This window comes from Thioalkalivibrio sp. XN279 (genome assembly GCF_011089885.1).
Taxonomy (GTDB): Bacteria; Pseudomonadota; Gammaproteobacteria; order Steroidobacterales; family XN24; genus XN24.
In genome coordinates, this window is the sequence record NZ_JAANBD010000029.1 from 1 (window position 1) to 15,015 (window position 15,015).

The 15,015-nt window shown below is 70.2% G+C and carries 12 protein-coding genes; 11 read left to right on the top strand and 1 reads right to left on the bottom strand.

Annotated features, from left to right (window positions below):
* The coding region (locus tag G8346_RS12860; protein WP_206202762.1) for a cobalamin-dependent protein at positions 1 to 1,546 on the bottom strand (1,546 nt) is incomplete at its 3' end.
* A gap of 341 nt (positions 1,547 to 1,887) precedes the next feature.
* On the opposite strand from G8346_RS12860, the gene G8346_RS12865 reads away from it, so the two are divergent.
* The 11 genes from G8346_RS12865 (at position 1,888) to G8346_RS12915 (ending at position 15,006) form a co-directional block, all read left to right on the top strand.
* Positions 1,888 to 3,009, top strand: a complete 1,122-nt coding sequence (locus G8346_RS12865) for a Glu/Leu/Phe/Val dehydrogenase (protein WP_166051966.1) — start codon at positions 1,888 to 1,890, stop codon at positions 3,007 to 3,009.
* Positions 3,010 to 3,016: 7 nt separating this feature from the next.
* Positions 3,017 to 4,189, top strand: coding sequence for an isovaleryl-CoA dehydrogenase (locus G8346_RS12870; protein ID WP_166051968.1), 1,173 nt, complete (start codon positions 3,017 to 3,019; stop codon positions 4,187 to 4,189).
* 16 nt (positions 4,190 to 4,205) lie between these two features.
* A complete protein-coding gene (locus tag G8346_RS12875; RefSeq protein WP_166051970.1) occupies positions 4,206 to 5,384 on the top strand; it encodes an acetyl-CoA C-acyltransferase in 1,179 nt (392 codons plus the stop codon).
* 5 nt (positions 5,385 to 5,389) lie between these two features.
* The gene (locus G8346_RS12880) at positions 5,390 to 7,000 is read left to right on the top strand and encodes a carboxyl transferase domain-containing protein (protein ID WP_166051972.1); all 1,611 of its coding nucleotides are present in this window, start codon (positions 5,390 to 5,392) and stop codon (positions 6,998 to 7,000) included.
* A gap of 10 nt (positions 7,001 to 7,010) precedes the next feature.
* Entirely contained in the window at positions 7,011 to 7,844 is an 834-nt protein-coding gene (locus G8346_RS12885) for an enoyl-CoA hydratase-related protein (RefSeq protein ID WP_166051974.1), read from the top strand.
* Positions 7,841 to 9,847, top strand: a complete 2,007-nt coding sequence (locus G8346_RS12890) for an acetyl-CoA carboxylase biotin carboxylase subunit (RefSeq protein WP_370520651.1) — start codon at positions 7,841 to 7,843, stop codon at positions 9,845 to 9,847. The genes G8346_RS12885 and G8346_RS12890 overlap by 4 nt, the downstream gene beginning before the upstream one ends.
* A gap of 7 nt (positions 9,848 to 9,854) precedes the next feature.
* Positions 9,855 to 10,766, top strand: coding sequence for a hydroxymethylglutaryl-CoA lyase (locus G8346_RS12895; protein WP_206202789.1), 912 nt, complete (start codon positions 9,855 to 9,857; stop codon positions 10,764 to 10,766).
* Between the two features lie 13 nt (positions 10,767 to 10,779).
* Positions 10,780 to 11,547, top strand: a complete 768-nt coding sequence (locus tag G8346_RS12900) for an SDR family NAD(P)-dependent oxidoreductase (protein WP_166051978.1) — start codon at positions 10,780 to 10,782, stop codon at positions 11,545 to 11,547.
* 75 nt (positions 11,548 to 11,622) lie between these two features.
* Positions 11,623 to 13,263 carry a 4Fe-4S dicluster domain-containing protein gene (locus G8346_RS12905; RefSeq protein ID WP_370520670.1) on the top strand — a complete coding sequence of 547 codons (1,641 nt, stop codon included), beginning with the start codon at positions 11,623 to 11,625 and terminating at the stop codon, positions 13,261 to 13,263.
* Positions 13,264 to 13,303: 40 nt separating this feature from the next.
* Positions 13,304 to 14,050 carry an electron transfer flavoprotein subunit beta/FixA family protein gene (locus G8346_RS12910; protein WP_166051982.1) on the top strand — a complete coding sequence of 249 codons (747 nt, stop codon included), beginning with the start codon at positions 13,304 to 13,306 and terminating at the stop codon, positions 14,048 to 14,050.
* A complete protein-coding gene (locus tag G8346_RS12915; RefSeq protein WP_166051985.1) occupies positions 14,050 to 15,006 on the top strand; it encodes an electron transfer flavoprotein subunit alpha/FixB family protein in 957 nt (318 codons plus the stop codon). The genes G8346_RS12910 and G8346_RS12915 overlap by 1 nt, the downstream gene beginning before the upstream one ends.
* Positions 15,007 to 15,015 lie beyond the last annotated feature (9 nt).

The following is a 15,015-nucleotide window of genomic DNA, read 5'->3' on the forward strand; positions in this document are numbered from 1 at the left end:
CGACGGCGGCCAGCGCCTCGTTGTGGCGCCGGCGCAGCCCGGCGAGCGCGCCCTCACCCGCCAGCGCGTCGTCCGGGTACGGCGCCAGCGCCTCGGGCCGCGCCTGGTCGATACCCTCCAGGGCGCGCCAGCAGGCCCAGGCCAGGCTGGCCGCCTCGGCCTGCCGCTCGGCCTCGCCGTTGGCGCGGCGTCCATCCTCGGCGATCTCGGCCAAGTAGCGCACGCGCCGCGGCGGGATCAGGGCGCCGTGGTCGGTGGACACCGGCAACTCCGGGGGTATCCACGCCGCCTCGTCCAGCCCGCAGCGCGCCACCAGCGCCGTGCACAGGGCGCGAAAGAAGCGGTTTACCCCGGGGTCGTTGAACTGGCTGGCGATGGTCGGGTAGACGGGCACGCGCTCGTCGGGCATGTCGAAGGCCTTGCGATTGCGCTTCCACTGCTTGCGCACGTCGCGCAGCGCGTCCTCGGCGCCGCGCTTCTCGAACTTGTTCAGCACCACCAGCTCGGCGAAGTCGAGCATGTCGATCTTCTCCAGCTGGCTGGCGGCGCCGTACTCGCTGGTCATGACATAAACGGGCAGGTCCACCAGGTCGACGATCTCGGTGTCGCTCTGGCCGATGCCCGCGGTCTCGACGATGACCAGGCCGAAGCCGGCCGCCTTGAGGAACTCGACGGACTCGGCGAGGGCCGCGCTGGTCGCCAGGTGCTGGCGCCGGGTGGCGACGGAGCGCATGTAGATGCGCTCGTCGGCGAGGGAATTCATGCGGATGCGGTCGCCGAGCAGGGCACCGCCGGTGCGCCGCCGCGTCGGGTCCACCGCCAGCACCGCGATGTGCAGTTCGGGGAAGGCGCGCAGGAAGCGGTTCAGCAGTTCGTCCGTGAGGCTGGACTTGCCGGCGCCGCCGGTCCCGGTGATGCCGACCACGGGCACGGAGCGCGCGCCGATGCTGGCTACTGCGCCCTGCTGCCAGGCCCGAGCATCCTGGCCGCCGTCCGCGCCGTCCGCGCCCTCTTCGATCAGGCTCAGCGTGCGGCCGATGCGCAGGTAGTCCCGCGGCCCGTCCGCCCCGGGCGCCAGCTCGGGCCGGCGCGCGGCGCGCACGCGCTTGAACACGTCCTCGATCATGCCCTCGAGGCCGAGCTTCATGCCCTCCTCGGGGCCGTAGACCCGCTCCACCCCGTAGGCTTCCAGCGCGCGCCGCTCCGCCGGGGCGATGGTGCCGCCCCCGCCCACCACCACGCGGATATGCTCGGCGTCGTGCTCGCGCAGCATGTCCACCATGTAGCGGAAGTACTCGTTGTGGCCGCCCTGGTACGACGAGACGGCGATGCCGTCGGCATCCTCCTGCAGGGCGGCGCGCACGATGTCGGCCACGCTGCGGTTGTGGCCCAGGTGCACCACCTCCGCGCCGTGGGACTGCAGGATGCGGCGTATGATGTTGATGGCCGCGTCGTGGCCGTCAAACAGCGAAGCCGCCGTGACGAATCGCAGGGGGCGCCCCTCCGCGCCCGGCAGGACCTCGAGTTCGCGTGCTGCTGTGCTCATGGCTTTGGTGCGTATCCGGCGCCGCCCCGGGCGGCAAACAGCCCTTGATTATAGCGGCAAGCACCCGGTCACCGCGTTCCCGCCCGGATGCTGCAACGCGGCACAAGCGCACGGGAATGCACGGCTTTTCACCCGTCGCTATAATTGTCCGGCCCGACTCGCCGCCCGGCGGGACACGGAGGTCCGCCTCTCCTGTCAGCCCCGCGGCGCGACCAGCGTCATTGCAGACACTCGCGCGGCCCGCCCGGGTCCCGCCAGGCGTTGCGCACCAGAACAACGACCCAGAACAAGACTAAGGGGCGGACGCCCTGAACCGGACCAAACCCAGGAGGCATCCTCTGATGAACCTGTTCCAGAAGCTCGAAGGCATGGGCCACGAGCAAGTCGTCTTTTTCCAGCACAAGGACAGCGGCCTGAAGGCCATCGTCGCCATCCACAACACCGCCCTCGGGCCGGCGCTGGGCGGATTGCGCATGTGGCCCTACGCGAGCGACGACGACGCGGTGAAGGACGTGCTGCGCCTGTCGCGGGGCATGACCTACAAGGCGGCGGTATCCGGGCTCAACCTCGGCGGCGGCAAGGCGGTGCTCATCGGTGATCCGGCCAAGGACAAGAGCGAGGGCCTGTTCCGCGCCTTCGGCCGCTTCATCGGCTCGCTCGGCGGACGCTACATCACGGCCGAGGACGTCGGCACGACCGTCGACGACATGGACTACATCTACCAGGAGACGGATCGCGTGGTCGGCGTGCATCGCGTCCACGGCGGCAGCGGCGACCCTTCCCCCTTCACCGCCTTCGGCACCCTGCAAGGCATCAAGGCCTGCCTGCAGAAGAAATACGGCCACGACGACCCGGGCAAGGCGAGCTTCGCCATCCAGGGCGCCGGCAGCGTCGGCTACTACCTGGCCAAGTTCCTCTCCGAGGCCGGGGCCAAGGTGTTCGTGTGCGACATCAACGCCGAGCGCGTGCAGCACATCGTGGACGAGTTCGGCGCCGAGGCCGTGAGCACCGACCAGATCTACGACGTGGACGCCAACGTGTTCGCGCCCTGCGCGCTCGGCGGCGTCATCAACGAGAACACGCTGCCGCGGCTGAAGTTCGACATCGTCGCCGGCAGCGCCAACAACCAGCTCGAGACCAACGACCACGGCACGGCGCTGGAAGAGCGCGGCATCCTCTACGCGCCTGACTACGCGATCAACGCCGGCGGCCTGATGAACGTCGCGATCGAGCTGCAGGGCTACGACCGCGACCGCGCCTACCGCATGGTTTCCAGCATCCGCGACATCATCAGCCGCATCTTCCTGCTGGCGGAGCGTGACGGCATCCCGACCTGGCAGGCCGCCGATCGCCTGGCCGAGGAGCGCATCGCCATGATCTCCAAGGTGAAGATCCCCTACACCAAGCGCTTCAAGGACCGCCTCTCGGGCCGCCGCAGCCACACCACGGAAATGATGGGCTGAGCACCGCATGAGCGTCTTCAACACCGGCCTGGGCGAGGAGCTGGACCTGCTGCGCGACTCGGTGCGCCGCTTCGCGGAGGAGCGCATCGCGCCGCGGGCCGAAGAGATCGACCGCAGCAACGAGTTCCCGCAGGACCTCTGGCCTGCGCTGGGCGAGATGGGCCTGCTCGGGCTGACCGTCGGCGAGGACTACGGCGGCTCGGGCCTCGGTTACCTGGCGCACTGCGTGGCCATGGAAGAGATCTCGCGCGCCTCCGCCTCGGTGGGCCTGTCCTACGGCGCGCACTCCAACCTGTGCCTGAACAACATCTGGCTTAACGGCACCGAGGCGCAGAAAGCCAGGTACCTGCCGAAGCTGTGCTCCGGCGAATGGGTCGGCGCGCTCGCCATGTCCGAGCCCGGCGCCGGCTCCGACGTCATCGGCTCCATGAGCTGCCGCGCGGAGCAGCGCGGCGAGGTGTGGGTGGCGAACGGATCCAAGATGTGGATCACCAACGGCCCCGAGGCCTCGGTGCTGCTGGTCTACATGCGCACCGCCGACCCGGCCGCGGGCTCAAAAAGCATTACCGCGTTCATCGTCGAAAAGGGCATGCCCGGCTTCCGCACGGCGCAGAAGCTCGACAAGCTCGGCATGCGCGGCTCCAACACCTGCGAGCTGGTGTTCGAGGACTGCGAGATTCCCGCGGAGAACGTGCTCGGCGAGGTCAACGGCGGCGCCTACATCCTGATGCGCGGCCTGGACTCCGAACGGCTGGTGCTCTCGGGCGGGCCGATCGGCATCATGCAGGCCTGCATGGACGCGGTGCTGCCTTACCTGCACGAGCGCAAGCAGTTCGGCCAGCCCATCGGCAGCTTCGGCATCATGCAGGCCAAGGTGGCCGACATGTACACCGCGCTGCAGTCGGCGCGTGCTTTCTCTTACCGCGTCGCGGGTCAGTTCGACCGCGGCGAACCGACCCGCTTCGACGCCGCCGCCTGCCTGCTGCTGGCCTCGAAATCTGCCGTCGAGGTGGCGCTGGAAGCAATCCAGGCCCTGGGCGGCAACGGCTACATCAACGAGTACCCGACCGGAAGGCTGTTGCGCGACGCCAAGCTGTACGAGATCGGCGCCGGCACCAGCGAGATCCGGCGCATGCTGATCGGGCGCGAGCTGTTCCGTGCCACCGGCGGCGCCGACTAGAACAGGGAGTCACACCATGAGCGACACATCCATCGTCATCGCCGCCGCGCGGCGCACGCCCATAGGGTCTTTCCAGGGCGCGCTGTCCGCGGTGCCCACCCCGGAGCTCGGCGCCGCCGCGGCGCGCGCGGCGCTGGCCGACGCCGGCCTCGAGCCGGGCGAAATCTCGGAAGTCATCATGGGCTGCGTGCTGCCGGCCGGACTGGGCCAGGCGCCCGCGCGCCAGGCGGCCCTGGCGGCCGGCCTGCCCGAGAGCGTCGGCTGCACCACGATCAACAAGGTCTGCGGCTCGGGCATGAAGGCCGCCATGTTCGCCCACGACCTGCTCCACGCCGGCTCCGCCCGCATCGTGCTGGCCGGCGGCATGGAGTCCATGAGCAACGCGCCCTACCTGCTGCCGAAGGCGCGCGCGGGCTATCGCATGGGCCACCAGCAGGTGCTGGACCACATGTTCTACGACGGCCTGCAGAACCCCTACGACGGCCACATGATGGGGCACTTCGCCGAACAGACCGCGGGCAAGTACGGCTTCACGCGCGAGGCCCAGGACGCCTTTTCCATCGAGAGCGTGCGCCGCGCGCTGGCGGCCGGCGACGGCGCCTTCGCGACCGAGATCACCCCGGTGACGGTAAAGACGCGGCGCGGCGAAGAGGTCGTGGCGACGGATGAGGAACCCGGCCGCTGCGACATCGACAAGATCCCGAGCATGCGGCCCGCCTTCGCCAAGGACGGCACGGTCACCGCCGCCTCCTCGTCCTCGATCTCCGACGGCGCCGCGGCGCTGGTGCTGACCACGGCGGCGGAGGCGGAGCGGCGCGGCATGACGCCGCTGGCGCGCATCGTCGGCCACGCCGGCTACGCGCACGCCCCCGAATGGTTCACCACTGCGCCGGTGTCGGCAATGCACCACCTGCTGGATCGCATCGGCTGGACAGCCGACCAGGTCGACCTGTACGAGATCAACGAGGCCTTCGCCGTGGTGGCGATGGCGGCCATCCACGACCTCGGCCTGGATCCGGCTAAAGTCAACGTCAACGGCGGCGCCTGCGCCCTCGGCCATCCCATCGGCGCCACCGGGGCGCGCATCCTGGTGACCCTGGTGCATGCCCTGCGCGCGCGCGGCCTGAAGCGCGGCGTCGCCTCGCTGTGCATCGGCGGCGGTGAAGCGACGGCCGTGGCGGTCGAGGCGCTCTGAGCCCGATGCCCGCCATCAAGAGCAGCCTGCGCACCGACGACGACGCCTTCCGCGCCAACCGGCGCCACATGGAGGCGCTGGTCGCGGACCTGAAACGCCACAGCGAGCGCGCCGCGCTCGGCGGCGGTGAACGGGCCCGGGCCCGGCACGCCGACCGGGGCAAGCTGCTGCCGCGCGAGCGCATCGACGCCCTGCTCGATCCCGGCAGCCCCTTCCTCGAACTCTCGCCCCTGGCGGCGCATGGCCTGTACGAGGACCAGGCGCCGGCGGCAGGGATCATCACCGGCATCGGGCGCGTGTCCGGCCGCGAGGTGGTGGTGGTGGCCAACGACGCCACCGTGAAGGGCGGCACCTATTTCCCCATGACGGTGAAGAAGCACCTGCGGGCGCAGGAAGTGGCGCTGGAGAACCACCTCCCCTGCGTCTACCTGGTGGACTCGGGCGGGGCCTTCCTGCCGCTGCAGGACGAGGTGTTCCCGGACCGCGACCATTTCGGCCGCATCTTCTACAACCAGGCGCAGCTCTCGGCGGCCAACATCCCGCAGCTGGCGGTGGTGATGGGCTCCTGCACCGCGGGCGGCGCCTACGTCCCGGCGATGTGCGACGAGGCGGTGATCGTGCGCAACCAGGGCACCATCTTCCTCGGCGGCCCGCCGCTGGTGAAGGCGGCCACCGGCGAGGAAGTCGACGCCGAAACGCTCGGCGGCGGCGAAGTGCACAGCCGCATCTCCGGCGTCACCGACCATCTCGCCAACGATGACGCCCACGCGCTGGCGATCGCGCGCGAGCTGGTCGCCGCCTGCAATCGCCCGCGCCACGTGCACGGCGAGGTGGCGGCACCGGAAGACCCGCTGTACCCCGCAGAGGAGCTCTACGGCATCGTGCCGCAGGACACCCGCTATCCCTACGAGGTGCGCGAGGTGATCGCGCGGCTGGTCGACGGCTCGCGGCTGACCGAGTTCAAGCCGCTGTACGGCAAGACCCTGGTGTGCGGCACGGCCCACGTCCACGGTTACCCGGTCGGCATCCTGGCCAACAACGGCATCCTGTTCTCGGAGTCCGCGCTCAAGGGCGCGCACTTCATCCAGCTGTGCAACCGCCGCGGCATCCCGCTGCTGTTCCTGCAGAACATCACCGGCTTCATGGTCGGCAAGAAGTACGAGCAGGCCGGTATCGCCAAGGACGGGGCAAAAATGGTGAATGCCGTGGCCACCGCCACGGTGCCGAAGTTCACGGTGGTCATCGGCGGCTCCTTCGGCGCCGGCAACTACGCCATGTGCGGCCGCGCCTACGGCGCGCGGTTCCTGTGGACCTGGCCCAACGCCCGCATCTCCGTGATGGGCGGCGAGCAGGCGGCCAGCGTGCTGGCCACGGTGCGACGCGACGGCCTGGCGGCGCGCGGCGAGGACTGGCCGCAAGCCGACGAAGACGCGTTTCGCGCCGAGATCCGCGCGCAATACGAAACCCAGGGCCACCCCTACTACGCCACGGCCCGGCTCTGGGACGACGGCGTCATCGACCCGGCCGACACGCGCCGGGCCCTCAGTCTCGCCCTGTCGGCGGCGCGCAATGCGCCACCCGCAGTCGAGGCTCCCTACGGCATTTTCAGGATGTAGAGGCAGGCCCATGGCCGACAATGTCTTGCTCGAAATCGACCGTCGCGGCGTCGCGACGCTGACGCTCAACCGCCCGGAGGTGCACAACGCCTTCGACGCCGCGCTGGTGCAGCGCCTCACCGAGCTGCTGGTGGGGCTGAAGTCGCGCGGCGATGTCCGCATCGTGGTGCTGACCGGCGCGGGGCGCTCCTTTTCCGCCGGCGCCGACGTCAACTGGATGCGCTCCATGGCGAGCTGCAGCGAAGAGGAGAACTTCGAGGACGCCCTGCATCTCGCGGACCTGATGGCGCTGCTGAATTCCATGCCGGTGCCGACCGTGGCCTGCGTCAACGGCCACGCCTACGGCGGCGGTGTCGGGCTGCTGGCCTGCTGCGACATCGTGCTGGCGAGCAACGAGGCCCGTTTCGCCCTGTCCGAGGTGCGCCTCGGCCTGGTGCCGGCCGTGATCAGCCCCTACGTGGTGGCGGCCATGGGCGAGCGCAATGCACGCCGGCTGTTCCTCAGCGGCGAGGCCATGAACGCCAAGCTGGCGCGCCGCGTCGGCCTGGTGCACGAGATCGCCAAGCCGAATAAGCTCGACGCCGCGCTGGAGGACCAGCTCGGCATGCTGCTCAAGGGCGGCCCCAACGCCCTGCGCGAGAGCAAGGAACTCATCTTCACGGTCGAGGGCGGCGCCATATCGGCGGACGCCGCGCTGCGGCGGCGCACCGCCCAGATCATCGCCCAGCTGCGCGTCTCGGCAGAAGGCCAGGAGGGCCTGGCGGCGTTCCTGGAGAAGCGCAAGCCGGCCTGGATCGACGCGGCAGCAGCGCCGCGGCGCGGAGAAAAAGAGGGCGCGGGGTGAGCGACGGCCTGAAGATCCGGCGGCTGCTGATCGCGAACCGGGGCGAGATCGCCTGCCGCGTGATGCGCACTTGCCGCCGGCTCGGCATCGAGACCACGGCGGTGTATTCCAGCGCCGACGCCCGCGCCCGCCACGTGCGCCAGGCGGACACCGCCGTCGCCATCGGCGGCGCGGCGCCGGCCGAGAGCTATCTCGACGGCGCGCGAATCGTCGAGGCGGCCCTCGCCGCGGGCGTGGACGCCATCCATCCCGGCTATGGCTTCCTGTCGGAGAACGCCGCTTTTGCACGCGCCTGCACGGAGGCCGGGCTGGTCTTCGTCGGGCCCCGCGCCGAGACCATCCGGCGCATGGGCTCGAAGAGCGAGGCCAAGGCGATCATGGAGGACGCCGGCGTCCCGGTGGTGCCCGGCTATCACGGCGCCGACCAGGCTGACGCAACCCTGGCGGCGCAGGCGGAGCTGGTCGGCTACCCGCTGCTGATCAAGGCCTCGGCCGGCGGCGGCGGCAAGGGCATGCGCGTGGTGCGCGAGGCGACGCAATTCCTCGACGCCCTCGCCGCGGCGCGACGCGAGGCACAGAAGGCGTTCGGCGACGACCGCGTCATTCTCGAGCGCTACATCGAGCGACCGCGCCACGTCGAGGTGCAGGTCTTCGGCGACCGCCACGGCAATGTCATTCACCTGTGGGAACGGGATTGCTCGACGCAGCGCCGTTACCAGAAGGTCATCGAGGAAAGCCCCTCGCCGCTGCTGGACGACGCGACGCGACGGCACATGGTCGAGGCCGCCGTGGAGGCCGCACGCGCGGTGGACTACCTCAATGCCGGCACCGTGGAGTTCATCGCCAGCCCGGAGCGCGAGTTCTGGTTCATGGAGATGAACACGCGACTGCAGGTGGAGCACCCGGTGACCGAGATGGTGACGGGCCTGGACCTGGTGGAGTGGCAGCTGCGCATCGCCGCGGGCGAGCCCCTGCCGCTGGCGCAGGCGGAAATCCCGCAACGCGGTCACGCCATCGAGGCGCGCATCTACGCCGAGAATCCCGGCAACAACTTCATGCCCTCGACCGGGCGCATCCATCGCCTGCGCTCGCCGCAGCGCCATCCCGCCATCCGCCTCGACGCCGGCGTGGAGGAAGGCGACGTCGTGAGCCACCACTACGACCCCATGCTCGCCAAGCTGGTGGTGCACGGCCTCGACCGCGACGAATGCATCGGCCGGCTGCGCGGCGCGCTGGCGCAGACCTCGATCGCCGGCGTGGCCACCAACCTGCCGCTGTTGCGCGCCATGGCCGCGCACCCCCTGTTCGCCGCCGGGGAAGTCGATACCGGCTTCCTCGACCGGGCGCTGGAGGAAGTGCTGTGGGACGTGCCGCAGCCGCCGCTGCCGGTCCTTGCCGCAGCCGGCTGGCGCGTGAGCCGCGACCTGCCACGGCCGGTGCCGGCGGACGACCCGTGGTCGCCCTGGGCGGCCGGCGACGGCTGGCGCCAGGTGGGCGCCGGCGGCGTGCCCATCCGCCTGCTCGACGCGGCCGGACGTCGCCATGCGCTGCGGCTGGAAGTGCGGGGCCGGAACCTGCGCCTGCACTCTGGCGACCATCATCTCGACGCCATGCTCGAGGACCTGGGTGAAGGCCGGCTGCACATCTGCTGCGGCGGCCTGGACGAGGAGGCGCTGGTGGTCGCCGACGGCGAACGTATTTACGTCGGACTCGGCGATCACGGCTGGGACTTCGTGGTGGAGCCGCTGTTCGCGGCCGACGACGCCCAGGGGGAACAGGACCCCCACCCCGTGGCGCCCATGCCCGGCACCATCGTGGCGGTGAAAGTTCGCGCCGGGGACCGGGTCAGCGCCGGGCAACCGCTGCTGATCATGGAAGGGATGAAGATGGAGCTGACGCTGGCGGCGCCCGTCGCCGGCACCGTGGAGCGCGTGCTGTGCGGCGAAGGTGACAGCGTGGAAGCCGACACCGTGCTGGTGGACATCCGGCCGGAGGCCGACTGAGGTGTCGCTGCCCGCGAGCGTGCGCATCGTCGAGGTCGGGCCCCGCGACGGACTGCAGAACGAGCCGGCCGTGGTACCTGCGGCGGTGAAGATCGAGTTCATCCAGCGCCTGGCAGCGGCCGGGCTGCCGGCGGTGGAGGCCACCAGCTTCGTCAGCCCGCGCTGGATTCCCCAGCTGGCGGACGCCGACGAGGTCTACCGCGGCCTCGAACGCAGGCCCGGCGTGGCCTACCCCGTGCTCGTGCCCAACCTGCAGGGACTGGAGCGCGCGCTGGCGGCCGGCGTCAAGGAGATCGCGGTGTTCACCGCCGCCTCCGAGACCTTCAACCAGAAGAACATCAACGCCTCCATCGCCGAGAGCCTGGAGCGGATCCGCGCTCTCGCCGGGCCCGCACAGGACCGCGGCGTGCGTATCCGCGGCTACATTTCCTGCGTCCTCGGCTGCCCCTACGAGGGCCGCGTCACGGACGCGAAAGTAGTCGAGGTCGCCCAGGCGCTGTTCGCGCTCGGCTGCTACGAGGTCTCGCTGGGCGACACCATCGGCGTCGGCACGCCCGTGGCCGCGCGCCGCATGCTGTGGGCGGTGGCCGGTGAATGCGGCATGGAGCGCCTCGCGGTGCACTTCCACGACACCCGCGGCCAGGCGCTGGCGAACATCTTCGCCTGCCTGGAAGCGGGCGTGAGCACGATCGACGCCTCGGTGGCCGGCCTCGGCGGCTGCCCCTACGCGCAGGGCGCCTCCGGCAACGTGGCGACCGAGGACCTGGCCTACCTGCTGCACGGCCTCGGCATCGAGACCGGCGTCGAACTCGACAAGCTCGTCGCCGCCGGCCGCTGGATCTGCGCGCAGCTCGACCGGGCGCCACGCAGCCGCCTGGCGCAGCTGCCCGAATACCTGGACGAATCAAGCAACGGATAAGGAAGAAGCCTCAATGGAACTGTCACAGCTCAAGGCCGTCGTCTCCGGCGGCGCCTCCGGACTCGGCCACGCAGTGGCCCAACGCATCATCAATGAAGGCGGCAGCGTCGCCCTGCTCGACGTGAACGGGGCGCAGGGTCAACAGGCTGCCGCGGATCTCGGCGACCGTGCGATGTTCGTGCGCACCGACGTCAGCAACGAGGCCGAGGTCAACGCCGCCGTGGATGCGGCTGCCGGGGCTTTCGGCGGGATCAACCTGGCCGTGAGCTGCGCCGGCATCCTCGGCGCCGGGCGCGTGCTGGGCCGCGAGGGCCCGATGGAGGGCAGCTACTTCGCCAAGGTGATCATGGTGAACCTTGTGGGCACTTTCCTGCTCGCCAAGGCGGCGGCGGCGAAGATGCAGGAAAACGAGCCGAACGACCAGGGCGAGCGCGGCGTGATCGTGAACACGGCCTCGGTGGCAGCTTTCGAGGGCCAGGTCGGCCAGGCCGCCTACTCGGCCTCCAAGGGCGGCGTCGCCGCCATGGCGCTGCCGCTGGCGCGCGAGTTCGCCCGCCTCGGCATCCGCGTCAACACCATTGCCCCGGGCATTTTCCTTACCCCCATGATGGAAGGCATGCCCGAGCACATCCAGCAGTCGCTGGCCGCCCAGGTGCCCTTCCCGTCGCGGCTCGGCCGCCCGGAGGAGTTCGCCGACCTGGTGGCCTACATCTGCACCAACAGCATGCTGAACGCCGAGACCATCCGCCTCGACGGCGCCATCCGCATGCAGCCCAAATAGCCGGATGCCTCGGGTAAAATCACCGGTTCAGCCGCGCACGAGGACGAGTCGCCGATGAGCGCACACGACAAGGACATCGAGCGCGATGTCATGGAGTACGACTACGCCATCGTGGGCGGCGGGCCGGCCGGCCTCGCCTGCGCCATCCGCCTGAAGGAGAAACTCCCGGAGGCGAACATCTGCCTGCTGGAAAAGGGCTCCGAGATCGGCGCGCACATCCTCTCCGGCTGCGTCATGGAGCCGGGGCCGCTGGACGAGCTCATGCCGGCCTGGCGCGACAACCCGCCGGCCATCTGCGTCCCCGCCGGCGCGGACGAGTTCCGCCTCTACACCCGCAAGCGCTCCTACAAGCTGCCGACACCACCGCAGATGCACAACGCGGGGAATTTCATCGTTTCCCTCGGCGAGCTGTGCAAGCAGCTGGCTGCGCACGCAGAGTCGCTCGGCGTGGAGGTATTCCCGGGCTTCCCGGGCCGGCATCCCCTGCTCGAGGGCGAAGGCGATGCGGCGCGGGTGATCGGCGTGCGCTGCGGCGACATGGGCCGGGAAGCGGACGGCACGCCCGACGGCCGCCCCGGCGACAACTTCGCCGCCGGCGTCGATATCCACGCGAAAGTCACCCTGTTCGCCGAGGGCTGCCGCGGCAGCCTTTCCAAGCAACTCATCGCGCGCTTCGGCCTCGACCGCGACGCCATGCCGCAGACCTACGGCCTCGGCTTCAAGGAGCTGTGGCAGCTCCCCGCGGGGCGCACCACGCCGGGGCTGATCCAGCACAGCGTGGGCTGGCCGCTGGACAACGCCACCTACGGCGGCAGCTTCCTTTACCACCTCGACCAGGACCGCGTGTACATCGGCTACGTGGTCGGGCTCGACTACGCCGACCCGCGCTTCTCGCCCTTCGAGGCCTTCCAGCAGTTCAAGCACCACCCCGACATGCGCGCCCTGCTGGAGGGCGGCGAGATCATCTCTACCGGCGCCCGCACCATCATCGAGGGCGGCTGGCAGGCCTTGCCGAGAATGGACATGCCCGGCGCGCTGCTCATCGGCGACGGCGCCGGCACCCTGAACGTGCCGAAGATCAAGGGCGTGCACCAGGCCATCCGCTCCGGCATGCTCGCCGCCGACCACCTGGCGGCCACCGGTCAGCCCGCAGGCTACGACGCCGCCTTCCGTGCCTCCGCCGCGGGCGAAGAGCTGCGCAAGGTGCGCAATATCCGCCCCGGCTTCAACCGCGGCCTGTGGTTCGGCATGGCCAACGCCGCGCTGGAGACCGTGCTGGGCGGGCGCAGTCCCTGGACGCTGAAGACGCACTCCGACTGGGACAGCCTCAACTCGCTCGCTGCCGCGCGGGCGCACGACGGCCAGGCAGCGATGGCGGCAAACTGGGAAGCCGAGCGCACGCTGCCGCCGCGCGACCGCCTCGCCAGCGTGTATTTCGCCAACACCGCGCACGAGGAGGCCCAGCCGGTACACCTGCGCGTGGCCGACACCTCGATCTGCGCCACGCGCTGCGCGGAGGAATACGGCAACCCCTGCACCCGCTTCTGCCCCGTCGGCGTCTACGAGATGGTGGACGACGGCCAGGGCGGCCGGCAGCTGCAGATCAACGCTTCCAACTGCGTGCACTGCAAGGCCTGCGACATCAAGGACCCCTACCAGGTGATCAACTGGGTCACGCCGGAAGGCGGCAGCGGACCGAACTACCAGACAATGTGATCGCCGCGCCGGGGACGGCGCAGCACCTTAAGGAGAAGCCATGAAGATCCTGGTCGGCATCAAGCGCGTCATCGACTACAACGTGCGCGTGCAGGTGAACCGCGATGGCACCGGCGTCGTCAAGGACGGCGTCAAGATGAGCATCAACCCCTTCGACGAGATCGCCGTCGAGGAGGCGCTGCGCATGAAGGAGCGTGGCGAGGCCGAAGAAGTGGTGGTGGTGTCCATCGGCCCGGACGCGGCGCAGCAGCAGCTGCGCACCGCGCTGGCCATGGGCGCCGACCGCGCCGTGCTGTACCAGGCCGAGGAAGAGATCCAGCCGCTGGCCGCAGCGCGCGCGCTTTTGAAGATCGTGCAGGCGGAAGAGCCGGGGCTGGTGCTGCTCGGCAAGCAGGCCATCGATGACGACGCCAACCAGGTGGGCCAGATGCTGGCGGCGCTGTGGGACCGCCCGCAGGCCACGTTCGTCTCCAAGCTGGAACGCACCGGCGACACGCTCAAGGCCACGCGCGAAGTCGATGCCGGCCTGGAGAACATCGAGGTCGACCTGCCCGCCGTGGTCACGGTGGACCTGCGCCTCAACGAGCCGCGCTTCGTGAAAATGCCCGACATCATGAAGGCCAAGCGCAAGCCGCTGGACATCAAGCCGTTCGCCGAGCTCGGCGTGGAGATGCCGCCGCAGCTGGAAGTGGGCGCGCACGAGCCGCCGCCGAAGCGCCAGGGCGGCACCAAGGTCGAATCGGTAGCAGCGCTGGTCAAGGCGCTCAAGGACAAGGGGGTACTGTGATGAGCCGCGTACTGTTGATCGCCGACCACGACGGCAAGACCCTGAACACCGGCATCGCCCGCACGGTGGCCTGCGCCCGCCAGTTGGGCAACGTGCACGTGGCCGTGTTCCATGCGCCGGACGCGGATGCGGCCTGCGCTGCCGCGGCGAAACTCGACGGCGTGTCCCGTGTGCTGTCGGTCAGCCACGAGGCCAACGGCACGCCGCTGGCCGCGGTGCTGGCGCCGCAGATCGCCAGGCTGGCCGCCGCGCACGAGGGCGGCTACGACTACGTGCTCGCGCCCTCCACCACCTTCGGCAAGGACGTGTTGCCGCGCGTGGCGGCGCTGCTCGGCGTGCCGCAGGTGTCCGACCTGATGGAAGTCATCGACGCGCGCACCTTCAAGCGGCCCATCTACGCCGGCAACGTCATCACCACGGTCAAGGTGCCGGAAGGCATCCCGGTGCTGGCGACCGTGCGCATCGCCTCCTTCCAGGCGGTCGGCGAAGCCGGCGAGGCGCCCATCGTCGCGGCGCAGGCCGAGGCGGAACTGCCGGGCCACAGCCGCTACCTCGGCCTCGCCGAGTCCGGCGGCAGCGACCGTCCCGACCTGCAGAGCGCGCCGCGCGTGGTCGCCGGCGGCCGTGGCGTGGGCAGCAAGGAGAACTTCGAGATCGTCTTCAAGCTCGCCGACAAGATCGGCGCCGCCGTGGGCGCCAGCCGTGCCGCGGTCGACGCCGGCTACGTGCCGAACGACATGCAGGTCGGCCAGACCGGCAAGATCATCGCCCCGGACCTCTACATCGCCGTCGGCATCTCCGGCGCCATCCAGCACATGACCGGCATCAAGGACGCCGGCTGCATCGTGGCCATCAACAAGGACGGCGACGCGCCGATCTTCGAGGCCGCGGACTTCGGGCTGGTGGGCGACTTGTTCACGCTGCTGCCGGAACTGGAGAAGGCGCTGGACGCCTGAGGCGGGCGC